The organism is Tenacibaculum sp. AWR4_210 (assembly GCF_056160945.1).
The window spans coordinates 1-22,464 of sequence record NZ_JBSWYF010000017.1; the positions used below are offsets into that span (position 1 = coordinate 1).

At 39.5% G+C, this 22,464-nt stretch carries 23 protein-coding genes and 2 tRNA genes; 13 read left to right on the forward strand and 12 right to left on the reverse strand.

Going from position 1 to position 22,464, the window contains the following annotated elements; translation table 11 throughout:
- Window positions 1–5: 5 nt before the first annotated feature.
- Together ACXAG7_RS19235 and ACXAG7_RS19240 are read left to right on the forward strand one after the other, a co-directional pair.
- Window positions 6–90: transfer RNA gene (locus tag ACXAG7_RS19235), tRNA-Ser, on the forward strand.
- Window positions 91–423: 333 nt separating this feature from the next.
- Window positions 424–508 (forward strand) — tRNA-Ser (locus ACXAG7_RS19240).
- Between the two features lie 169 nt (window positions 509–677).
- Here the strand turns inward: ACXAG7_RS19240 and ettA are convergent.
- From ettA to ACXAG7_RS19280, 8 genes are all read right to left on the reverse strand, one after another.
- Window positions 678–2,369, reverse strand: a complete 1,692-nt coding sequence (gene ettA / locus ACXAG7_RS19245; RefSeq protein ID WP_476667832.1) for an energy-dependent translational throttle protein EttA — start codon at window positions 2,367–2,369, stop codon at window positions 678–680.
- A 31-nt stretch (window positions 2,370–2,400) separates the two neighbouring features.
- Window positions 2,401–2,577 carry a CAL67264 family membrane protein gene (locus ACXAG7_RS19250; protein WP_175578649.1) on the reverse strand — a complete coding sequence of 59 codons (177 nt, stop codon included), beginning with the start codon at window positions 2,575–2,577 and terminating at the stop codon, window positions 2,401–2,403.
- Between the two features lie 227 nt (window positions 2,578–2,804).
- Window positions 2,805–4,832, reverse strand: a complete 2,028-nt coding sequence (locus ACXAG7_RS19255; protein WP_476667833.1) for an NADPH-dependent 2,4-dienoyl-CoA reductase — start codon at window positions 4,830–4,832, stop codon at window positions 2,805–2,807.
- 156 nt (window positions 4,833–4,988) lie between these two features.
- On the reverse strand, window positions 4,989–5,567 hold the full coding sequence (locus ACXAG7_RS19260) for a phosphatase PAP2 family protein (RefSeq protein ID WP_408044595.1): 579 nt from the start codon (window positions 5,565–5,567) through the stop codon (window positions 4,989–4,991).
- Window position 5,568: 1 nt separating this feature from the next.
- Complete coding sequence (locus ACXAG7_RS19265; RefSeq protein WP_408044596.1) at window positions 5,569–6,612, reverse strand: peptidylprolyl isomerase; 1,044 nt, start codon at window positions 6,610–6,612, stop codon at window positions 5,569–5,571.
- A 69-nt stretch (window positions 6,613–6,681) separates the two neighbouring features.
- Entirely contained in the window at window positions 6,682–7,413 is a 732-nt protein-coding gene (locus ACXAG7_RS19270) for an FKBP-type peptidyl-prolyl cis-trans isomerase (RefSeq protein WP_408044597.1), read from the reverse strand.
- 5 nt (window positions 7,414–7,418) lie between these two features.
- On the reverse strand, window positions 7,419–7,994 hold the full coding sequence (locus tag ACXAG7_RS19275) for an FKBP-type peptidyl-prolyl cis-trans isomerase (RefSeq protein ID WP_476667834.1): 576 nt from the start codon (window positions 7,992–7,994) through the stop codon (window positions 7,419–7,421).
- Window positions 7,960–8,988, reverse strand: coding sequence for a DHH family phosphoesterase (locus ACXAG7_RS19280; protein WP_408044599.1), 1,029 nt, complete (start codon window positions 8,986–8,988; stop codon window positions 7,960–7,962). The genes ACXAG7_RS19275 and ACXAG7_RS19280 overlap by 35 nt, the downstream gene beginning before the upstream one ends.
- Before the next feature lie 141 nt (window positions 8,989–9,129).
- Between ACXAG7_RS19280 and ACXAG7_RS19285 the strand changes: the two genes are divergently transcribed.
- Together ACXAG7_RS19285 and ACXAG7_RS19290 are read left to right on the forward strand one after the other, a co-directional pair.
- Window positions 9,130–10,083 (forward strand): alkaline phosphatase D family protein, encoded by a 954-nt coding sequence (locus ACXAG7_RS19285; RefSeq protein WP_476667835.1) that lies wholly within the window; start codon window positions 9,130–9,132, stop codon window positions 10,081–10,083.
- A gap of 62 nt (window positions 10,084–10,145) precedes the next feature.
- Window positions 10,146–10,565 (forward strand): nucleoside-diphosphate kinase, encoded by a 420-nt coding sequence (locus ACXAG7_RS19290; protein WP_408044601.1) that lies wholly within the window; start codon window positions 10,146–10,148, stop codon window positions 10,563–10,565.
- 83 nt (window positions 10,566–10,648) lie between these two features.
- On the opposite strand, the gene ACXAG7_RS19295 is transcribed toward ACXAG7_RS19290, so the two are convergent.
- Window positions 10,649–10,945: a DciA family protein gene (locus tag ACXAG7_RS19295; RefSeq protein WP_408044602.1), complete on the reverse strand. Its 297-nt coding sequence runs from the start codon at window positions 10,943–10,945 to the stop codon at window positions 10,649–10,651.
- 36 nt (window positions 10,946–10,981) lie between these two features.
- On the reverse strand, window positions 10,982–12,061 hold the full coding sequence (gene recF / locus ACXAG7_RS19300; RefSeq protein WP_476667836.1) for a DNA replication/repair protein RecF: 1,080 nt from the start codon (window positions 12,059–12,061) through the stop codon (window positions 10,982–10,984).
- 113 nt (window positions 12,062–12,174) lie between these two features.
- Between recF and ACXAG7_RS19305 the strand changes: the two genes are divergently transcribed.
- The 9 genes from ACXAG7_RS19305 to ACXAG7_RS19345 all read left to right on the forward strand — a co-directional run bounded on the left by ACXAG7_RS19305 (window position 12,175) and on the right by ACXAG7_RS19345 (window position 20,233).
- Window positions 12,175–12,960, forward strand: coding sequence for a tetratricopeptide repeat protein (locus tag ACXAG7_RS19305; RefSeq protein ID WP_408044604.1), 786 nt, complete (start codon window positions 12,175–12,177; stop codon window positions 12,958–12,960).
- Between the two features lie 32 nt (window positions 12,961–12,992).
- Window positions 12,993–13,499, forward strand: coding sequence for a 6,7-dimethyl-8-ribityllumazine synthase (gene ribH / locus ACXAG7_RS19310; protein ID WP_476667837.1), 507 nt, complete (start codon window positions 12,993–12,995; stop codon window positions 13,497–13,499).
- A 175-nt stretch (window positions 13,500–13,674) separates the two neighbouring features.
- The gene (locus tag ACXAG7_RS19315) at window positions 13,675–13,956 is read left to right on the forward strand and encodes a riboflavin synthase subunit beta (protein ID WP_408044606.1); all 282 of its coding nucleotides are present in this window, start codon (window positions 13,675–13,677) and stop codon (window positions 13,954–13,956) included.
- Between the two features lie 3 nt (window positions 13,957–13,959).
- Window positions 13,960–15,879 (forward strand): DNA mismatch repair endonuclease MutL, encoded by a 1,920-nt coding sequence (mutL, locus tag ACXAG7_RS19320; protein ID WP_408044607.1) that lies wholly within the window; start codon window positions 13,960–13,962, stop codon window positions 15,877–15,879.
- A 77-nt stretch (window positions 15,880–15,956) separates the two neighbouring features.
- Window positions 15,957–16,562 carry a rhomboid family intramembrane serine protease gene (locus ACXAG7_RS19325; protein ID WP_408044608.1) on the forward strand — a complete coding sequence of 202 codons (606 nt, stop codon included), beginning with the start codon at window positions 15,957–15,959 and terminating at the stop codon, window positions 16,560–16,562.
- Between the two features lie 26 nt (window positions 16,563–16,588).
- Entirely contained in the window at window positions 16,589–17,458 is an 870-nt protein-coding gene (locus ACXAG7_RS19330; RefSeq protein WP_476667838.1) for a rhomboid family intramembrane serine protease, read from the forward strand.
- Window positions 17,459–18,472, forward strand: a complete 1,014-nt coding sequence (locus ACXAG7_RS19335; protein ID WP_476667839.1) for an endonuclease/exonuclease/phosphatase family protein — start codon at window positions 17,459–17,461, stop codon at window positions 18,470–18,472. It begins immediately after the preceding gene.
- 46 nt (window positions 18,473–18,518) lie between these two features.
- Entirely contained in the window at window positions 18,519–19,658 is a 1,140-nt protein-coding gene (locus tag ACXAG7_RS19340) for a geranylgeranyl reductase family protein (RefSeq protein ID WP_476667840.1), read from the forward strand.
- A gap of 89 nt (window positions 19,659–19,747) precedes the next feature.
- Window positions 19,748–20,233 carry a DUF1905 domain-containing protein gene (locus tag ACXAG7_RS19345; RefSeq protein ID WP_476667841.1) on the forward strand — a complete coding sequence of 162 codons (486 nt, stop codon included), beginning with the start codon at window positions 19,748–19,750 and terminating at the stop codon, window positions 20,231–20,233.
- 124 nt (window positions 20,234–20,357) lie between these two features.
- On the opposite strand, the gene ACXAG7_RS19350 is transcribed toward ACXAG7_RS19345, so the two are convergent.
- Together ACXAG7_RS19350 and ACXAG7_RS19355 are read right to left on the reverse strand one after the other, a co-directional pair.
- Window positions 20,358–21,995, reverse strand: coding sequence for an ABC transporter substrate-binding protein (locus ACXAG7_RS19350; protein ID WP_476667842.1), 1,638 nt, complete (start codon window positions 21,993–21,995; stop codon window positions 20,358–20,360).
- Complete coding sequence (locus ACXAG7_RS19355; protein WP_408044614.1) at window positions 21,943–22,464, reverse strand: DUF4442 domain-containing protein; 522 nt, start codon at window positions 22,462–22,464, stop codon at window positions 21,943–21,945. The genes ACXAG7_RS19350 and ACXAG7_RS19355 overlap by 53 nt, the downstream gene beginning before the upstream one ends.

The following is a 22,464-nucleotide window of genomic DNA, read 5'->3' on the forward strand; positions in this document are numbered from 1 at the left end:
GCAAAGGAGAAATGGCAGAGTGGTCGAATGCGGCGGTCTTGAAAACCGTTGTCTGTAACAGGACCGGGGGTTCGAATCCCTCTTTCTCCGCAAGTCCGAAGCTTGAGCTTCGGATTTTTTTTAGGGGATTAAAGAAAAAAAAAGCTTGTTTATCACAAGCTTTTTTTTGTTGCTACAACTTATGCTTACTACATCCATAAAAAATACACCTTACAGTACACTACAGGTCCTTTTTAATACAAGACTACACTATTCGAGTAATCCCCAAAAAAAAGACAAAAAAAAATAACACAATAATCCACTGCAAACAAAACAGTTACCTAAAAGTGCTTCCAACGGCTTGAATTTTTCCTTCAAAACCCTTTTCATATTTAAAAAAAGGTTCTATATTTGCACCCGCTAACGGCAATGACCGCTAGCAAAGGAGAAATGGCAGAGTGGTCGAATGCGGCGGTCTTGAAAACCGTTGTCTGTAACAGGACCGGGGGTTCGAATCCCTCTTTCTCCGCTAATCCGAAGTGAACGCTTCGGATTTTTTTTAGGGGATCAAAGAAAAAAGCTTGTAGTAAACACAAGCTTTTTTTTATGTCCAACATTCACATAAGGTACAGTTCTCCACAAAAAAAGAGCCCCCTACTGGAGACTCTTTTCCTAAGCTGTATAACACTCGAAATTACTTATCGAATCAACTTCTTGTATTTGATACGTTTTGGCATTAAATCACCGCCTAAACGCTTCTTTTTATTTTCTTCGTATTCCGAGAACGATCCTTCGAAGAAGTACACTTGACTGTCTCCTTCAAAAGCTAAGATATGTGTACACACTCTATCTAAGAACCAACGGTCGTGGGAGATTACCACGGCACATCCAGCAAAATTATCCAAACCTTCCTCTAAGGCACGTAGTGTATTTACATCTAAATCATTGGTAGGCTCATCAAGCAGTAATACATTTCCTTCCTCTTTTAAGGTCATTGCTAAATGCAAGCGGTTTCGCTCCCCTCCAGAAAGTGTAGCAACTTTCTTGTTTTGCTCATTCCCTGAAAAGTTAAACCTACTTAAATAGGCTCTTGAATTTACTTGCTTACCTCCCATCATTACCAAATCTTGTCCTTCTGAGAAGTTCTCCCAAATAGTTTTGTTTGGATCGATATTAGCGTGATTTTGGTCAACATAGGCAATTTTTGCTGTGTCTCCTACAGAGAAAGTTCCGTTATCAGGGGTTTCCTCTCCCATAATCATTCTAAAAATAGTCGTCTTACCAGCACCGTTAGGTCCAATAATTCCAACGATTCCTGCCTGCGGTAAACTAAACTCTAAGTTTTCGTACAAGAGCTTGTCACCAAAAGCTTTTGACACACCAGCGGCATCTATTACGTTAGTTCCTAATCGAGGTCCGTTAGGAATATAGATCTCCAGCTTTTCTTCTACCTGCTTTTGATCCTGGTTTAATAACTTGTCGTAGTTCTTTAAACGCGCTTTTGACTTTGCCTGGCGTCCTTTTGCTCCTTGACGCACCCAATCGAGCTCTCGCTCTAAGGTTTTTTGTCTTTTTGAAGCTGCTTTACTCTCTTGTGCTAAACGCTTCGCTTTTTGATCTAACCAAGAAGAGTAGTTCCCTTTCCAAGGAATTCCTTCACCGCGATCGAGTTCTAAAATCCATCCAGCAACATTATCCAAGAAATAACGGTCGTGCGTTACGGCAATTACCGTTCCTTTGTACTGCGCTAAATGCTGCTCTAACCAGTGAACAGACTCTGCATCTAAGTGGTTGGTAGGCTCATCGAGCAATAAGATTTCCGGCTCCTGTAACAACAAGCGACACAAGGCAACTCTACGGCGTTCCCCACCTGAAAGTACGCCAATTTTCTTATCTGCATCAGGAGTGCGCAAGGCATCCATGGCGATTTCTAATTTCGTATCCAACTCCCAAGCATTTGATGCGTCAATCTTATCTTGAAGCTCCGCTTGCTTGTCCATTAGCTTTTGCATTTTATCCGGATCAGAGTACACTTCTTCCAAACCAAACATATCGTTGATTTTATTGTACTCGTCCAATACAGCTACCACTTCAGCAACTCCTTCTTTTACTACTTCTAGTACTGTTTTATCTTCGTCAAGTTGTGGCTCTTGCTCTAAGTATCCCACCTTGTAGCCCGGAGAAAACACCACGTCTCCCTGGTAATTTTTTTCTACTCCAGCGATAATCTTTAACAAGGTTGATTTACCCGATCCGTTTAAACCGAGAATACCAATTTTCGCTCCGTAAAAAAAGCTTAAATAAATATCTTTTAATACTTGTTTACCTGTACTTTGATAGGTTTTTGAAACCTTGTTCATCGAAAAGATGACCTTCTTATCGTCACTCATTGTTTTGTATTTTCTAATTTAGTAAAGAATATTACACTCTTCCTTTTAAAGCATTAAACACCCATGCATTTGCGAAGAATCCCAATCCTACTGCTCCAAATCCGTATCCCGCTATTTCATCGTATTTAAATACTGCTAAAGCGACCAGCAGTATCCCCATTAAAACCATAATTAAGGTAGCCCATCCAAGAACCGTGTTTTTATTCATTGCCATAATTACTATATCTTTATTTTAAGCGGCTAAAAGCGAATTATTTTGCCTTTAGCATTTCATTAGTAAAAGCAAATATCGTAATTATTTATCCAAGAAAATAAAATTTGACATCGATATTAATTGAACGATCCATTTTTAAGGATTTCTCCCGGTAAAATAAAAACCTCCTTCCTCCGATAACCGGAGAAAAGAGGCTTTTTACAGTTGTTAACAAATTATTTTTAAAGGGCTGCTGCCACTCTACTTCCTTGATTAATGGCTCTTTTTGCATCCAACTCAGAGGCCACATCGGCTCCTCCAATCAGATGTACTGAACTTCCCTTTGCTTTCAAAGGCTCGTACAATTCTTTAAAGGGTACCTGACCCGCACAAACAATTACGTGATCCACCTCTAACACCTTCTGTTCCTCACCTTGTACGTAATGCAATCCTCGATCGTCAATTTTGGTATACTGTACCTCATTGATGAATTGCACATTCTTTTTCTTAAGGTTGGCTCGGTGTATCCACCCTGTGGTTTTCCCTAGGTTTCCTCCAAACTTCCCTTTACTTCTTTTAAACATGAATATTTCACGTGGTGAAGGGTGTACTTCAGGGGTCATTCCTTCAATTCCACTTCGCGCTTGTAAGCTCTTGTCAATACCCCATTCACGCAACCAAGCATCGATATTCTGGCTCGTACTTTCACCTTCGTGGGTCAAGTATTCCGACACGTCAAAACCAATACCTCCAGCTCCGATAACCGCCACTCTTTTCCCTACTTTTTTCTTGTGTTTTAAGACATCGATATACGTAAGTACTTTTTCGTGTTCCATACCTTCAATTCCTGGTGTCCTCGGTGTAATTCCGGTTGCCAATATAATTTCGTCGTAATTTCCTGCAATCAGGTCTTCAGCCGACACTCTCGTATTCAGGCGCAAGTCAACCTTGTGTAATTCGATCTGTTTCCCGAAATAACGAATCGTCTCGTAAAACTCCTCCTTTCCAGGTATTTGCTTTGCAATATTGAATTGCCCTCCAATTTCGCTCTCTCCGTCAAATAATACAACCTGATGACCGCGCTGCGCTGCCACTGTAGCTGCTGCAAGTCCGGCTGGTCCTGCTCCTACCACTGCTATGCGCTTGGCGTTTGTCGTAGGTGTATAATTTAATTCAGTTTCGTGACAGGCTCTTGGATTTACCAAACAACTCGCTATTTTTTTTTCAAAAACGTGATCTAAACATGCTTGGTTACAAGCAATACAGGTATTAATCTCATCTTCACGCTCCTGTTCTGCCTTGTTTACCCATTCAGGATCGGCTAAAAACGGACGTGCCATCGATACCATATCTGCGTGCCCTTCAGCCAAAATTCGTTCAGCAACATCAGGCATATTAATTCTATTTGAGGTCACCAACGGAATGCTTAACTCTTCTTTCATTTTTTGGGTAACCCAAGTAAAAGCAGCTCTTGGCACTGACGTGGCTATAGTAGGAATACGAGCTTCGTGCCACCCTATTCCGGTATTGATAATTGTAGCCCCTGCTTTCTCTATCTCTTTTCCCAATTGTACAACCTCTTCCCAAGAAGAACCTTTTTCTACCAAATCGAGCATCGACAGACGGAAAATAATAATGAAATCTTCTCCTACGGCCGCTCGTGTATCCTTTACCAATTGTACTGCTAAACGAATTCGGTTTTCATACGCTCCTCCCCAACGATCTGTTCGGGTATTGGTACGCGTTGCGATGAATTGATTGATCAAGTACCCTTCAGACCCCATAATTTCAACCCCGTCATAACCAGCTAACTTGGCCAATTTTGCAGAATTGACAAAATCGCGAATCGTTCTCTTAATTCCCGATTCTTTCAATTTAAAAGGCTTAAATGGATTTATTGGTGCTTGAATCGCAGAAGGTGCTACACTTAACGGATGGTAAGCATAACGACCTGTATGCAAAATTTGCATGCAAATTTTCCCTCCTTCTTTATGTACCGCATCAGTTATTACTTTGTGGTGTTTTGCGTGCTTTTTCGAGCTCATTCGCGCAGAGAACGGTGCGGTCCAACCTTGAAAATTAGGCGCAATTCCTCCAGTAACTATCAAACCTACTCCTCCTCTAGCTCTCTCTGCATAGTAGGTAGCTATTTTGTGAATTCCATCCTTTTCTTCTTCGAGCCCCGTATGCATAGACCCCATCAACACTCTGTTTTTAAGTGTCGTAAAGCCCAAATCTAACGGTTCAAAAATATGTTTGTACTTCGTCATAATTTGATAGTTTTTGTTAATTTATTATGCGTGCATAATAAATGCAAGATAGTATATTTTCAGCACACTCTAAAAAAAAGAAGGTATTTTCCTGAGAAAACACCTTCTTTGTTGACCTATGTATATACCGCACTATTCACGGTATGCACTCCGCTATCACAATTGATATTCGGTGTGGAATACACGGGCGTATAATTTTCTATAGCACCAAAAAAGTACCGTTCCCAGAACAATACCGGATACGTAACCCGCCGTAATATCTAACGGAAAATGAACTCCCAAATACATTCGGCTAAAACCAAAAAGTACAGGAAACAGGATAAGGGCATACCAATACTTTGATCCTTTTCTAAATAATAAAATGATAAAGGTGGTAAAGGTAGCTGAAAGCGACGCGTGCCCTGACCAAAAGCTAAAACCTCCCGGACGGTATTCGAAGGTTCTCAAGAAAGGTCGGATCGCTTCATTATTACACGGACGCAACCTACCTGTGCTATTTTTTATCAAATTGGTGAATTGATCAGAAAAAGCGACCAAAGCCACAATAAACAACAGGGTAAACGCTCCTTTTTTCCATCCTAACTTTTTAAAAAGCAAGACCAAAATTACCGCGAATAGCGGAATCCAGCTGAACTGATTGGTAACTTGTAACCAAAAGGCATCAAAAGTCTCACTCCCCAAGTTGTTGATGTAAATCAGCAACTGTTGGTCTAATTGTACTATTTTGTCTATCAATTTACTTCCCTACTTTTAAAACTTCAACTTCAAAAATTAAATCCGATTTCGGCGCAATCGGCCCAATTCCGCGCTCTCCATATCCTAAGTAATACGGGATAAAGAATCGCGATTTATCACCTTCGCGCATCGTTTTTACACCTTCTTTCCACCCGGCAATTAAATCTTGTTCGTTCATCGTAAACACAAAAGGTTGTCCTTTATCGATACTCGAATCTATTTTAGTCCCGTCAGTTAAATAAAGCGTGTAATGTACCGTAGTTGGCAAAGCAGGATTTACTTTTTTCCCGTTGCCCTTTTGCAATTCTAAAATACGCAATCCCGAATCGGTTACTGTTGTTTTGTAGTACCCCATTTCTTCGAGGTACTTCTTGCGCAGTTCTTCCAATTTTCGCTTGCGTGCCTCTTCTTTTTCAGCAACCATCAACAATTCTTTTTCAAAAACTTTTGCCGCATCAAACTTTTTAGCATCTTTTCCTACGCGTATGATAGCTACTTTATTGATATAATCGTTTTGCTCAATAGTATCCACGATGTTTTGCCCGACTTCTACACGACCGAAAACCGTGTGCTTCCCGTCTAACCAAGGAGTCGCCTTGTGGGTAATAAAAAACTGACTCGAGTTTGTATCCTTTCCTGAATTTGCCATTGACAGAATTCCAGGTCCTTCGTGACGGAAAATCAACTTACCTTCTTCATTTAAAGGGAATTCGTCGGCAAAACGATAGCCTGCATTTCCTCGTCCAGTCCCTGTAATATCACCTCCTTGAATCATAAAGTCTTTGATAACACGGTGAAACTTGGTTCCATCGTAGTAAGGACTTCCCTTTATAGAATCGGTCATTTGAGGGTTGGTACCTTCTGCTAAGGAAACAAAATTTGCAACGGTCATCGGTACTTCTTTCTCGTGCAACTTAATAAGTATGTCTCCCTTGTTGGTTTGAATATCCGCATAGAGCCCTTCACCTAAATCAGGGTATTTAACCGATTTACAACTCGCTAATAACGCAAGGACAGCTACTACTAAAAGATGTAATTTTTTCATGTTCTAAAATGATTAAAAAAAAGAAATAGGTTAGCGCTCACTAACCTATTTACCTTTAAAATTTTTCAATTATTTAACTTCCAATAATTCAACGTCAAAAATTAACGCCGCGAAAGGTTTAATTTTCCCTCCTGGTCTTGGAGTTGCTCCATAAGCTAATTCTTGTGGTACGTAGAACCTGTATTTAGCTCCCGGCTTCATTAATTGTAATCCTTCTGTCCACCCTTTAATCACTCGATTTAAAGCGAACTCGATAGGTTCTTTACGCTCCACTGAACTGTCAAATACAGTTCCGTCAATCAAGGTCCCGTGATAGTGTACTTTTACCGTAGCCTCCGCTGTAGGTTGTGTTCCTTCACCTTCTTTGATTACTTCGTACTGTAATCCGCTAGCAGTAGTTTTTACTCCTGGCTTCTTTTTGTTCTCTTCTAAGAATTTTTCATTCTCTTTTTTGTACTCACCAAACTCAGCTTCTGCTTTCTTGCGTTGCTCTTCTTGAAACTCTTTCATTTTAGCTTCTTGCTGCTTTTGGAAATAAGCGCGAATGATATTGTTTACCTCAGCACTTTCGATAAGCAAGTTGGTTGAATCAATACCGTTACGGAATCCTTGTACAAACAAATCGTGATCCATTTCTTTAAAGTTCGCTTTGATCTTATTGGCCATATCAAGACCAATAGAATAACTCAACGAATCGATCTCTGAATTTAACGAACTCTTCTCTTTTACTTGTCCCGGATTGCTACATGAAGCAATCGTCAATCCTACTGCAGCAGCTGCTAAAAATTTGGTTATTTTCATTTTAATTAATCTGTTTTATCGTTGTTATTTTCTTCTGTTTTAATATCGAGTAAGGTCACCTCACTCAACAGGGGCTGATGTACTCCAATTTTATCACCGTCACCTGTAATTCCGTAGGCACTATAGGACGGTATAACAAATACAGCACGCTCTCCTTTTTTCATTTTTTTGATACCGTCTTGCAAAGCAGGAATAAAGTCTTCCTTGTCTACCTTATACGCTCTTTTTTGTGTATCGTAAATCATATTCCCAAATAAATCGGCCACTTTGTACTCAACGAGTACAATATCATTGAGTTTGGGATACTGCGTTGCCAACGAGTCTTTCTCGGCAAAGTAATACCAATATCCGTTCGGACTTTCGATGTATTGGTGCAAGGTATCTTTTGCAATCCAATTGGCAATACGTTGTTTTTGTTTCGTATTGAGCATTTTATTCTCACGAATAACTTCTTTGTAGAAGTGCTGCTTTCCTTGTTTTTTCGGTCGTCTAGGAACCGGTTCTTGGCAAGCCACCAGAAACAACAGTCCAAAACTAAGAAAAATATTACTGATTGTAAGAGGTTTGTATGTCGGTTTCATATTGTGGTAATAACGCTTTAAACTTTTCTATAGTATCCGTCATTGACAATTCACTTCTACCTCCTGCAGCATTGTCGTGACCTCCCCCACTAAAATGGTTTCGCGCAAATTGATTTACAGAAAAACTCCCTTTCGATCGAAAGGATATTTTAATAATCCCCTGTTCTACATCTTCAATAAAAATGACACCAAATACAATGTCCTTTAATGACAATGCATAATTCACTACTCCTTCTGTATCTCCTTTTTGATAGGCAAACTCTTGCTTTTCACGATCCGAAATGGTAATAAAAGCGGTTTTGTATTCCGGCAACACCTGTAAATTACTGAGTGCTCTTCCTAGAAGTAACAACCTACTTTGACTGTTTGAATCGTGAACATTGCTATGAATACGGTCATTTTTTGCTCCTTTATCTATCAAATCAGCGATGATTCGATGTGTTCGACTGGTGGTAGATCTGAATCGGAACGATCCCGTATCCGTCATAATCCCCGTGTACAAACAGGTGGCTATCGCTTCGTCAATCATGTCGACATCGCCCATCATTTCGATAAAATTATACACCATTTGACAGGTTGATGACATGCTAGTATCCGAATACATGTATTCAAAATCATCGGGTTGTTGGTGATGATCTATCAATGCAAAATCATTAGGATACTGCTCCAACGTGTTTTTCATGTCCTGTCCAACTCTATGCAGCGCATTAAAATCAAGCAAAAACACGATATCCGACCTTTTTAAAGCTTTTACCGATTGGTTGTTTTGACGGTCAAAACGATATACTGTTTCTGAACCTGGAATCCAATGTAAAAAATCAGGATATTCATTGGGCATCAATACCTGAGCGGTATGCCCTTTTTTATCAAGGTAGTGTTTTAACCCTAAGGTAGACCCTACAGCATCTCCATCGGGATTTTTATGCCCTATGATTACCACATTTCGAGGTTGTGATAAAAATGACTTAAGTTCTTCGAATTTTTTTAAAATCATAAGTGGCGAAGATACAAATTAAACTTCTATTAATCTTTCTATCGATTCCTTTTTGTTTCTTCGTAATCATTTATTAATACGCTCATGAAACAATTTACGAAACTACTTTCCTCAGTCTTAATTCTGCTACAAACATTACAGATGAGTTCACAAAAATCCGATTTCACCATCGCCTTCGGATCTTGTAATAACCAACGTTTACCAAACCCTTTTTGGAACGATTTGAATCGCATACAACCCAATGTATGGATTTGGGGTGGAGACAACATCTATGCCGACACGAAGAACATGCGTAAAATGCAGCGCTTTTACGAGGAAGTAACCTCAAATACCGCCTATGGAACATTACAAAAAAACACTGCTATAGAAGGTACCTGGGACGATCATGATTACGGTCAGAACGACGCTGGAAAACACTATACCCAACGAGCAGCAAGTCAGCAGTTGTTTTTGGATTTTCTGAGAGTGCCTAAAAATGACTCCCGTAGAAACCGAGCGGGAATCTACTACAGCAAACAATTTAAACACCCCAAAGGAAGTGTCAAAATATTCTGTTTGGACACCCGCTATTTTCGCGATGATTTAACGCCCGGCACCCATGGTCATCGCTACGGTCCGTCATCGGACCCCGATAAAAGTATCCTAGGAAGTGCTCAATGGGAATGGTTAACCGAAGAACTTCTAAGCACAACCGACACGTTTACCTTTATTGTGACCAGCATACAATTCTTATCCTCGGAACACGGATTTGAAAAATGGGCAAACTTTCCGCAGGAAGTAAAACGCCTACACAACCTTATTGAAAAAGCTCGTAACACACGTGTAGTGCTCCTGAGCGGCGATCGTCATATTTCTGAATTTTCGGTATACACCTCAGACAAACTTCCCTACCCACTGATTGATTTTACCTCGAGTGGACTAACCCATGCCTATACTAAATTCAAAGGAGAGCCCAACACCTACAGAAAAGGCAAGGTCATTCATGAACGCAGTTACGGGCTCATTAGCATTGATTTTGACCGCTTACAACTACGGTTTTCCATGAACGGTGTCGAGCAAAAAAAACAACAAGAATTCACACAAATCTATCCTTAACTTGTGAATAACATTAAAAACCGTATTTTTGCGCCGATTTTAATTAAAGAAGAACAATATAAATGGCAACAAATAGAACATTTACAATGATCAAACCAGATGCTGTAGAGAACGGACACTCTGGGGCTATCTTAGAAAAAATCAACGCTGCAGGATTTAGAATCGTAGCGATGAAAAAAACTCAAATGACTAAGAGAGATGCTGAAACTTTTTACGCTATCCACAGTGAGCGTCCATTTTTTGGAGAGTTAGTTGAATTCATGACTCGTGGTCCAATTGTTGCAGCTATTTTAGAAAAAGACAACGCTGTAGAAGATTTCAGAACGTTAATTGGTGCTACCAACCCAGCAGAAGCTGCTGAAGGAACTATCCGTAAACTATACGCTACTTCTATCGGAGAAAACGCGGTTCACGGTTCAGATTCTGACGAAAACGCAGCGATCGAAGGAGCTTTCCATTTCTCAGGAAGAGAGATGTTCTAAGCATCGTTTTGACGCAACACATAAAAAAACTCACTAGCGGACTAGTGAGTTTTTTTTATCGCTGTATTTTTTGTTCGTTATACCTAAACCAACAGTATTTTTTTAATCAAGGGCTCTCCCATTTCTTCGTTGAGCATCTTGACAATTTTTTCTTTTCCATAGCTTAATTCTTCACGAAGTACAGACGATTTTAACCGAACAAACAGCGTTCCGTTGTTCAAGCGCACCTCATCGGTATAAGACGCCACACCTGCTCCCATCAGCTTATCCCAAGCTTCTTCTATGTGTATTTTCTGAAATCCTTTATTCAGGTTGTTTTGCTGAATAAATTCTCCCATTAAATCTTTGATTGCAAAGCTGTCATTTTCTCTTTTCGCCATACCCCTCCTAATAACTAAATTATAAAACCTCGTTCACTACAAGTGAAACAATTGATACTCTAAATTATGTTTTTTAATAACTTCTTCCGTTCTATCTGCATGCGTATCCGTAATGAAAATTTGTCCGAATTCTTCCTCGTGTACCAAATCAATAATCTGTGCGACGCGTTGCTCATCTAATTTATCAAAAACGTCATCCAATAATAAAATTGGTGTAAGCGCTGCCTGCTTTTTTATAAATTCAAACTGCGCTAATTTTAATGCAATTAAATACGATTTTTGCTGTCCCTGTGATCCAAACTTCTTAATCGGGTACCCCGTAATTTCAAAGCTCAAATCGTCTTTGTGTACCCCAGCAGTAGTGTATTGTACTAAGCGATCTTTTTCCATACTCTTTGCCAACACGGCTTCAAATTCCGCGTCGTGCAACTGGCTCTTGTAGTTTAAGTTGACCTGCTCATTTCCTCCCGAAATCACTCGGTGTTTCTCGTTAAAGATAGGCACAAACTCTTCCAAAAACAACAATCGCTTCTGATAAATTTCCGTACCGAGTGTTATCAACTGCTCGTCGTAAATTTTAAGATTCAATTCGTCAAAGGTCCTATTCGCTGCGAAATACTTTAGTAAGGCATTTCGCTGCGCTACCACCTTGTTATACGACAACAGCGTTTGCAAATACTTTTTGTCCTGCTGAGAAATCACTCCGTCGATAAATTTTCGGCGTGTTTCACTCCCCTCCACTATCAAATCTCGATCCGCAGGTGAAATGATTACCAACGGAAGTTGCCCGATATGCTCAGCAAACTTATCGTAGGCTTTGCCGTTTCGCTTTAGCACCTTTTTTTGTCCTCGTTTTAAAGAACAGACTATTTTTTCCGTGCGATTACGTATTTCATACTCCCCTTCAATCACGAAAAAATCTTCTCCATGACGAATGTTTTGCCCTGCAATAGCATTGAAATAGCTCTTAGCAAAAGACAAATAATAGATAGCGTCCAGCACATTCGTTTTCCCTACACCATTATTCCCCACAAAGCAATTGATCTTTTTTTCAAAGCTGAAGCTTTGGGATTCTATATTCTTAAAATTCACTAACGAAATCTTCTGCAAGTACATGTAAAAATAGCTTTCTAAAAAGGTAGCGCAAAATATTGAAAATTTTACGAAAAATCCGTTTTTAAAATCCAATTAAAAAAACTATTTTTGTCGGCACTAATTTTTAAGCGATTATGGCTACATACAAAAAAAGAGGTTATAAACCTAAAAAAGAGAAGATTGTTCAAGAGGTAGAAGAAACGTTTGACGAAACACAAAGCACCACTGCCGAAGTGTTTAATAACTTAGACGATGCTGCTAACAAATCTGAGCAATGGATAGAGAACAATAGCAAGCCGTTATTTTACGGATTGGTAGCTGTTGCCGTTGTTATTTTAGGGTATTTAGCCTACAACAAACTTATCGCCGTACCTACAGAGAAAACTGCTTCAAACGAATTGGCTCATCCAAGAGTATTGTTTGACGAAGCAACTACTTCTGCAGGAGTTAAAGCTGATTCATTGTACACCTTAGCACTCGAGGGTGGTGTGAATGGAAAATACGGTTTTATCGACATCGCTTCTAACTTTAGCGGAACGAAAGCAGGAAATATCGCGAACTACTACGCAGGAATTTCTTACTTAAAAATGAAAGATTACAAAAATGCTATCAAGTACTTGAGTGATTTTTCTTCTGACGATGCTTTATTAGGACCTACAGCCTTAGGTGCTATTGGAGATGCTTTTGCAGATATCGATCAACCAGAAGACGCTTTAGATTACTATCAAAAAGCAGCTAACTTAAAGAAGAATAACTTTACAACTCCTTTATTCTTATTCAAAGCTGGACAAGTAGCAATGAATTTGAAAAAATACAGTAAAGCAGAAACTTTATTTGCACAGATTAAAAAAGACTTCGCTGATTCTGATCAGGGAAGAGATATCGAAAAATATATTAACAGTGCGAAATACGCACAATAACATGAAGGCCTTACAATAGGCAAACTTACTTTATGGCAACAACAAATTTATCTTATTACGATAAAGCTTCAATCCCAAATGCGAAATCTTTTCGATTTGGGATTGTTGTTTCAGAATGGAATCCTGAAATTACAAAGAACTTACACCAAGGAGCCGTTGACACTTTAATTGACTGTGGTTCTCTTGCAGAAAACATCGTGTCTTGGGAGGTTCCAGGAAGCTTTGAATTAGTCTACGGATGTAAAAAAATGATACAAACCGAAAAACTAGATGCCGTAATCGCTATAGGAAATGTTATCCAAGGTGAAACCAAGCATTTCGACTTTGTATGTGAAGGAGTAACTCAAGGAATTGTAGATTTAAACATTGCTCAAGACGTTCCCGTTATTTTTTGTGTATTGACAGACAATACCAAACAGCAATCTATTGATCGATCAGGAGGTAAACTCGGAAACAAAGGAATTGAATGTGCTGTAGCAGCCGTAAAAATGGCCGCCTTAAAGAATATAAAAAGTACAAAAACTACCGTAGGATTTTAACCTGTGGAGTTCAAGTTCTTCAAAAAGCCAAAAGCACCCAACGTGTTTTTGGCTTTTTTTATGCGCTTCACTGCCATTTTAACAATATTGTTTGACCACCTCTCTTTTATTCTGTAACTTTGAATTCTTAGGGTATGGTGTGATTTTTGCACGTACTCGGATAAATACCTACATTATGAAGTTTATCAAAAGAGAAAATAAAAAGTTTGAATACAAACCAAAATATTACAAAGGGGATGGCAATCCCTATGAAATAAAACACAAGTTTGATGAACACAGAGTCACAGTAGGTAAAAAGAAGTCAATTAAAGGAAAATTTGATACCGCTATTAACGAATTTAAAAATTCCGAATACGGAGGCTTTAACAAAACGATTGTTATCATCATCGCCATCTTAGTTTTCCTTTTTTTATGGATTATTGACTTTGACCTTTCAATCTTTTTATCAAGAAATTAATTAATGTCTGATATCATACAATTATTACCTGATCACGTAGCCAATCAAATAGCTGCTGGAGAAGTTGTACAACGCCCCGCATCTGTAGTAAAAGAACTGATTGAGAACGCCATCGACGCTGGTGCAACCTCGATCAAACTACTTTTAAAAGACGCAGGTAAAACGCTTATTCAAGTAATTGACGACGGTAAGGGAATGTCTCCTACCGATGCGCGTTTGTGCTTTGAGCGCCACGCCACTTCAAAAATAAAAGATGCTAAGGACCTCTTTAACTTGCACACCAAAGGATTTCGCGGAGAAGCACTAGCTTCCATAGCGGCCATTGCACATGTGGAGTTAAAAACCAAGCAAGAAGATCAGGAACTCGGTACCCTTATTAAAATAGAAGGAAGTGAAGTGAGCTCACAGGAAAGTGTTTCGGCAGCTAAAGGCACGAGCATTGCGGTAAAAAATCTTTTTTACAATATTCCTGCCCGACGAAACTTCTTGAAATCGGATACGATAGAAACACGTCATATTGTGGATGAATTTCAGCGAGTAGCCCTTGCACATCCCGATATCACCTTTTTATTACACCACAATAACAACGAGGTTTACCACCTTCGAAAAAGCAATCTCAGAAAACGCATCGTAGCCGTTTTTGGAACGAGAATGAATGAAAAGCTAGTACCGATCGAAGAACAAACCGATTTGGTTTCCATTCGCGGTTTTGTAGCCAAACCCGAGTTTGCTAAGAAAAAACGCGGTGAGCAGTTCTTTTTTGTAAACAATCGTTTTATCAAGAGCTCCTACCTCAATCACGCAGTAGTCAACGCTTTTGAAGGGTTGTTAGATGCCGGGTCACACCCGTCGTACTTTCTGTTTTTAGAAGTACCGACAACGAGTATCGATATCAATATACATCCGACCAAAACGGAAATCAAATTCGATAATGAAAAGGCCCTGTACGCCATTTTAAGAGCCACTGTAAAACACGGCTTAGGACAGTATACTATTGCGCCACTCGATTTCGATCGAAATTCCACTTTTGACACACCGTACGATTACAGTAAAAAAGATCAGCCTTCGGTACCTCCGATTACGGTGGATCCTAATTTTAATCCGTTTAAAACAGAACCGAGTAGCTTCACTCCTGAAACTACGAGTGAGCCACCAAAAAGTACACCAGCAGTTCCAAAAACAGGATCGAGTAGTCCTACTCCAAGCACTCCTAAGAGTTTTACGAGTAACTATAAAAAGGATCCTGGACAATGGGAAGCACTGTATACGGATATGAGCAGCTCAGAGCCAACTTCGAGTGCTCCACTCTTTGAGTCGACCTATCAAGAGCCCCTGTTTGATGATTCGCGAGAAACAGAAACTGGGAAAACCTTTCAAATACAAAAAAAGTACCTGTTGAGTACCATCAAATCAGGTGTTGTACTCATCCATCAGTCCTTGGCACACCAACGCGTGCTCTACGAGGAATTTTTGGAAAATATCACGGTGAAAGAAGCGAGTAGTCAGCAATTACTCTTTCCTGTATCCATTTCCTTTCCATCATCGGATATCGAAATTATTTACAGCATCAAAGCGGATTTGGAAAGTGCCGGCTTTATGTTTGAAGAATTCACCAAAGAGAGTGTCGTGATTCGTGGAATTCCAACCTCAATAACGGAAAGTCAAATCACGTTCATTCTTGAACAATTACTCGACGACATCCAGATGGAAGTTCCGGATGCCAGTTTTAGCCACTTTGATGTCATGGCGAAATCATTTGCCAAATCACTAGCGATCAAAACCGGTACCTCCCTGAGTAGTAAGGAGCAAGAAAACTTAGTAAACAACTTGTTTTCTTGTAAAGAACCTACCACATCTCCTTTAGGTAAGCCTATTTTTAAAACACTCACCTTACAAGAGATTGATGGTATTTTTAACAAATAAATAATTTTTACAACAAAAAAGATTACTTAAATTTAGCTTGCGCTAGTAAGTATCTGATTTAAACAAACAACTATACCATGCCGAGATTAACAGATGCCATAAAACATTTGATTTTTGTCAATGTACTGCTGTTTCTTGCTACCTATGTATTGCCTAACATGCACGATATAATGTTGGAGCTTTTTGCGCTGTTCAACATTGGAAATCCATATTTTCAACCTTGGCAATTTGTCACCCATATGTTTATGCACGGTGATTTTGCACACATCCTCTTTAACATGTATGGATTGTGGGCTTTTGGGTCTGTATTAGAACAAATGTGGGGAAGTAAAAAGTTCTTGTTTTTTTATTTTTCAGCAGGAATCGGTGCCGCCCTAATTTACACTTTAGTCAATTACCTTTCTGGAAATCCGCCTTCAGTAGCCGTCGGAGCTTCAGGAGCCATCTACGGTGTATTGGTCGCTTTTGCCATGAGTTTTCCGAATGCAAAACTCGCCTTGATTTTCTTCCCGGTACCTATCGCAGCAAAGTATTTCATTCCAATCATGTTGTTGGGAGATTTGTTTTTCGGTGTCACCAAATACTCCATTGGAAATGTCGCTCATTTTGCGCATTTAGGTGGGGCACTTATCGGATTTTTAATCGCTTGGTATTGGAAACAAAATCAATTTAGACAATTGTAATATCGCCTAAAAGAAACCCCGAGTCCATGAATATCGTCGATACAATAAAATACAGGTTCAAACACGCTGGAATAGTTGAAAAACTAATCTACATTAACCTCGTCGTATTCATTGCTACCTTTTTATCAGGGCGTCTGAGTCCGCACTTGTTCAACACAGAAAATATTTTATTTGATTGGCTGGCACTCCCTGCCGATTTGGATGAACTCTTAAAAAAACCGTGGACACTCCTGAGTTTTGGATTTTTGCACGAAAATTTTATCCATCTATTTTTAAATCTCGTCTCGCTATTTTTTATTGGAAATCTGTTTAAACAGTATTTTACCTCAAAACAGCTACTCAACTTCTACATTTTGGGTACTACGTTTGGAGGTGCGCTGTTTTTACTGATGTACAACAGCATCCCTGCACTTGAGATAGAGGTACAACGCAGTATATTACTCGGTGCTTCTGCTGGAATTACCGCGATTTTTATCGGTATCGCTACCTACCTGCCCAATTATCAGGTTAAAATCCCTTTAATTGGATTTGTAAAACTGTGGATACTCGCAGCTATTTGGATGGTACTCGATCTCATTCAGTTACCCATCGGCAATACTGGAGGACGATTGGCCCATTTAGGAGGAGCCCTTTTTGGTTTCTTCTACGTATACTACGCCAGTAATAAAGAAATCACCTTGTTCCAATCTTTTGGAAATCTCTTTAAGAAAAAGAAAAAATCCCCATTGAAAACGGTGTATAACTCTGGTAAAAAGCCGAGTGGTACCTACCGTACACGAAGCAAATCTAAAACGCAGCAAGAAATTGATGCCATCCTAGATAAAATCAGTAAATCGGGATACGAAACCCTGAGTCCGGAGGAAAAGGAGTTTCTCTTTAAACAAGGAAAAAATTAAATGAAAAAATTTTCTATACTCAACTCACTTTTATTTTTTATCAATTCAGTTTTGGCGACAGCCTTGTTATTGTCGTACTTTCTACCTTATATTTCACCGGTAGGAATTCCGTATTTAACCATCGTTAGCTTGTTCGTCCCCTTGCTGGTATTGCTCAATCTGGGCTTTGTTATTTACTGGCTTATCAAATTACACAAAAACACCTTGCTGTCCGGTGTAGTCCTCCTTTTGGGTTGGTTTATGGCACCTCCTTTGATTAAATTTTCCAATCAAGAGCTCATTTTAACTGACGACTTAAAGGTGATGAGTTTTAACGTCCGTATGTTCAATTACTACGGATGGAATAAAGACAGTACCATTGAACAACAGATATACGATTTTGTCAATAATCAATCACCTGATGTTTTGGCATTACAGGAATACTACCAGTCAAACACCAACAATATTAGGTTACCGTTTAAGTACGTAAAAACGAAGTCAAAATCAGATAAATTTGGGCTTGCAATTTACTCCAAGTTTCCCATCATCAATTCGGGTTCACTCGATTTTAAAGACAGTGCTAACAACTGTATTTACATAGATATCGTTAAACAAAAAGATACCATACGTATTTATAATGTTCATTTAGAATCACTGAAGATAAATCCTAAAAAAGAAAATTTTGGCGAACAAAATTCAGAACGCCTTCTGAAGCGATTGGCCAATGGATTTAAAAAGCAGGGCAATCAGACCCTCCAAGTGCTAAGCCATAAGAATAGCTGGACGGGAAAAGAAGTACTCTGTGGTGACTTTAACAACACGGCGTATTCATGGGTCTATAAACAATTATCGAAAGACAGAAAGGATGCCTTTATAGAACGAGGTATTGGCATGGGAAAAACCTTCAGATACTTATATCCTATGCGAATCGACTTTATTTTATCGGATAAATCCAGTACTGTCAATCATTTTAAAACCTTTAATAAAGTAAAATTATCGGACCACTACCCTATAATGTCTCGTATGAATTGGTAATATCTAGTCAAAATTAGTACTTTTAGAACTGGATAAACTAAAATCTATGAAACATTACGACGTAGCCGTTATCGGTTGTGGCCCTTCAGGAGCCTCTACTGCTTTTCACTTAGCAAAGCAAGGAATATCTACCTTACTAATAGAAAAAGAAACTCTACCGAGATACAAAACTTGTGGAGGTGGTTTTGTTTACCGCGGTCGCAAAGACCTTCCTTTTGACATCAGTACAGTAGTAGAAAGAGAATTTCATCAAGTCGATATTCACTTGGGTAAGAGCTTACATTTTAAAACCGTACGCCAAGACCCGACAATTAGCATGATAATGAGAGATTCTTTCGATATGATGCTCACTGAAAAATCGAAAGAACTCGGCGCTACGCTACTTACAGAAGCCAAATTGAAAAGTTTGGATTTCAAAGAAGAGACCGTAGTTTTAGAAACGACCAAAGGAAACTTCTCTGCCACCTTTGTCATTGCTGCCGATGGAGCCTTGAGCCCTACAGCAAAAATGGCGGGATGGAAAGAAGATACTCGCAAACTGATTCCAGCTCTAGAATATGAGGTAGCTGTCAATGCAGAGGATTTTGAACGCTTGTCTAAAGTTGTTCGTTTTGATATCGATGCCATTCCGTATGGCTATGCATGGAGCTTCCCCAAAAAAAATCACCTATCTATAGGCGTTGCTTCTGCGAGGAGAACTAAAATTAACCTCAAACAATACTACCAAGAATACTTGACTATGTTAGGCATTAAAGAGGTGGTTCACGAAAAACAATTTGGATTCCAAATACCAGTAAGCCCGAGAACAGATGGATTTGTTAAAAACAACGTTTTTCTTATCGGTGATGCCGCTGGCTTTGCTGATCCTATTACCGCTGAAGGAATTTCCAATGCCATCTACAGTGGAAAATTGGTAGCCGAAGCAATCATTGAAAGCAAGTGCGCTCCCTCCCTGGCAACTGACTTGTACGCAGCAAAGCTAGAAGCCAACTTATTGCCAGAAATTCGTACTGGGGAATGGCTCTCAAAGTGGTTTTACGAACAAAAAACCCTGCGCAACATCTTATTAAAAAAATACGGACAGCAGTTTACCGAAGCCATGGCCGACGTGTTCCACGGGAATCGAAGCTATCCGAAAGACATTAAAAAATCCATAGGAAATAAACTTAAAGAACTCGTTTTTTAAATAACCAAAAAGCAATCTGTTCAGATTGCTTTTTTATTTCTCAAGCAACGCCCACTAGCTTTTGAATTCCTGCTACCTAATAATATACCATGACTGTTTTAAAGACTACACTTGACAAGCACTGCCAACTTGAAAAATTCCCGGGAAAAGGAGGATGGACGTATATACGAGTTCCTGAAATTTCTCCCAATAAGAAAAATCCCTTTGGTTGGGTAACGGTAAGCGGTCACATTGATACCGTATCGCTCACTCAGCACAAACTACTACCCTTTGGTGACGGCAGTCTTTTTTTACCCGTAAAAGCGAGCATTCGCAAGAAAATAAACAAAGAGGCAGGAGACACTGTACAACTTTCTATTTACATCGACGAATCTAAAACAGTCATTCCCGAAGAAATCATCGCTTGTTTCCGACAAGAACCGAAGCACTGCTATCAAAACTTTATCAACCTTCCCCAAGGACAACAAAAAGCCTTCATCGATTGGATTTACGAAGCTAAAACAACGGCTACTCAAACCAAGCGCATTGTCAGTATGCTTGAACGCTTGGATAAAAATTTGGGGTTTTACTCCTAAAACCCTACAAAAAGCCTTTATCGATTGGATTTACGAAGCCAAAACAACAGCGACTCAAACCAAGCGCATTGTCAGTATGCTTGAACGCTAGGATAAGAATTTGGAGGTTTACTCCTCCCCTCCCTTACTTGGGAAGCTTGTAAACCTGTTTTAACTTTAACAGATCAATAGGATTGACCGTAACCCCTTTTACATTCTTATGTGTAAAACGTACTACTTGATCGTAATACAGCGGAATCACTGGTGCTTCATCAATAATGATACTATCCATTTTTTGATAATAGAGGTAGCGTTCTTCTGCTCGCGGTTCTCGAATGGCTTTCTCGTACAATGCATCGTACGTATCGTTTGAAAAATGCGTATAGTTCGGTCCGTTTGGACTCCAATTTTTACTGTAAAACAAGGACAAATAATTCTCGGCATCCGGATAATCGGCAATCCAACTCGCGCGAAATACAGGTAGTTTACCATTCGCTTTTCCCTGTCGTAAGGCCGAAGGAGGCACAACATTAACAGCTACTTCTATTCCAACCTTTTGCAGTTCTCGTTGAATATATTCACAAATATCTAGATAATTGCTATTTGTCGTCACCGTTACTTTTACTTCCTGTTCACCAGTTTCCGATTTATAGGCCGCAACGAGTTCCCGTGCCTTATCAGGCTGGTAATCATATCCGCGTTGTCCGTTAAACGAAGGCAGTCCTCTCGGAACAAAACCGTGTACCGCTGGACTTCCAATTCCATTTCTCAAAAAACGAATCATCTTAACGCGGTCAAAACCATAATTGATTGCCTGTCGAATTTTCTTCGATTGTATGGCTCCTCCTCTATTTTTTTCTACAAAGCAGCCCAAGTACTCTGTATTTAAATAGGCGCCCGTTTGCATAGTTATCGCTGCGCGGTATTTTTCTTTTAACTGCCCATCAGGGGCCAGCAAATCGTCTTTATAGGAGGCGTCCAAACTTTTCATGAAGTCGAGCTTCCCTTGAATAAACTGTAAAAATTCACTCTGTTTGTCCGGTAAAAATGTAATGGCGACAGCTTCTAAATACGGAAGTTGTTGCCCCACAGAATCCCTTTCGAAATACTGTTTGTGCTTACGGAGTACCAACTTGGTGTTTTCTACCCAAAGTTTCTTATAAAAAGGTCCTGTACCTATGGGGTTAGCTCGGAATTCGTCTCCCTCTTGCGCCACCACTTCCTTTGGAACCACTGAACAATACTTCATGGCCAACAAACCTAAAAAAGGTGGAAACGCCTGCTTTAAACGAATTTGAAAAGTACTATCATTCACCGCCTTGTAGTCAGCTACCTGCTGTAACACCCAACGCCCCGGAGAGGCTACTTTAGGGTCCATTAAACGATCAAAAGAATAGGCAAAATCCGCCGCTTGAACTTCACGGGTTTCCGACGCTCCAAAAGCAGCATGCTTATGAAAAAAGACTCCTTTTTTTAAAGTAAAAGTATAGCGCTTTCCTTGCTCAGACACTTCCCATCGCTTAGCGATATCAGGAGCCACTTCCAAAGAATCGTTCAGGCAAACCAAACCGTTAAACAACTGCTGTACTGCCCAAATATTGCGTTGATCTTTTGCAAAAGCCGGATCTAACGAAGTTATATTCGCGTGTTCATTATAACGAAAAACCGCTGTATCATCATACTTTTTTACTGTTTTAGAACAGCTCAACAGCAATATCAAACTCCCGATGCTAGACAGCTTTCCTAGTCTTTCTTTTATTTTTGTAGTATTCTTTGTCTGCAATGTAAATTGTTTTAACAACTTGGGCATATACAATATCCCCTGACGTATCCGTTATCTCTATTTCCTTGACTAGGTCTATTTCTCGCTCTTCCGCTACCCTTTTTTTTATAGTTTCAATTTCAGATTCACTGAATGAAAACACCACATAAGCATCTGTTTTTGCAGGTCTGCGAAAGCGTATGGTAGCCTCTTTGTCCCAAACCACATAGGCATCTCCCAAAATATGGATGAGTTGAATCATAAACACAGGGTCTGTTGCCGAAAATAAACTCCCGCCAAAAATAGATCCGACGTAGTTTCTGTTTTTTATACTCAAAGGAATTTTAACCTTCGCCGTCAACAAGTCTTCCGTCACAGCTATTACCCTACCGGTTGATCTCCGATACATGGGAGAAATATTAAATCCGTACTTAAATATTGTGTGTTCTTTGAACACCTTACGTAAAATCTTAGTCAATACCGCGTACAT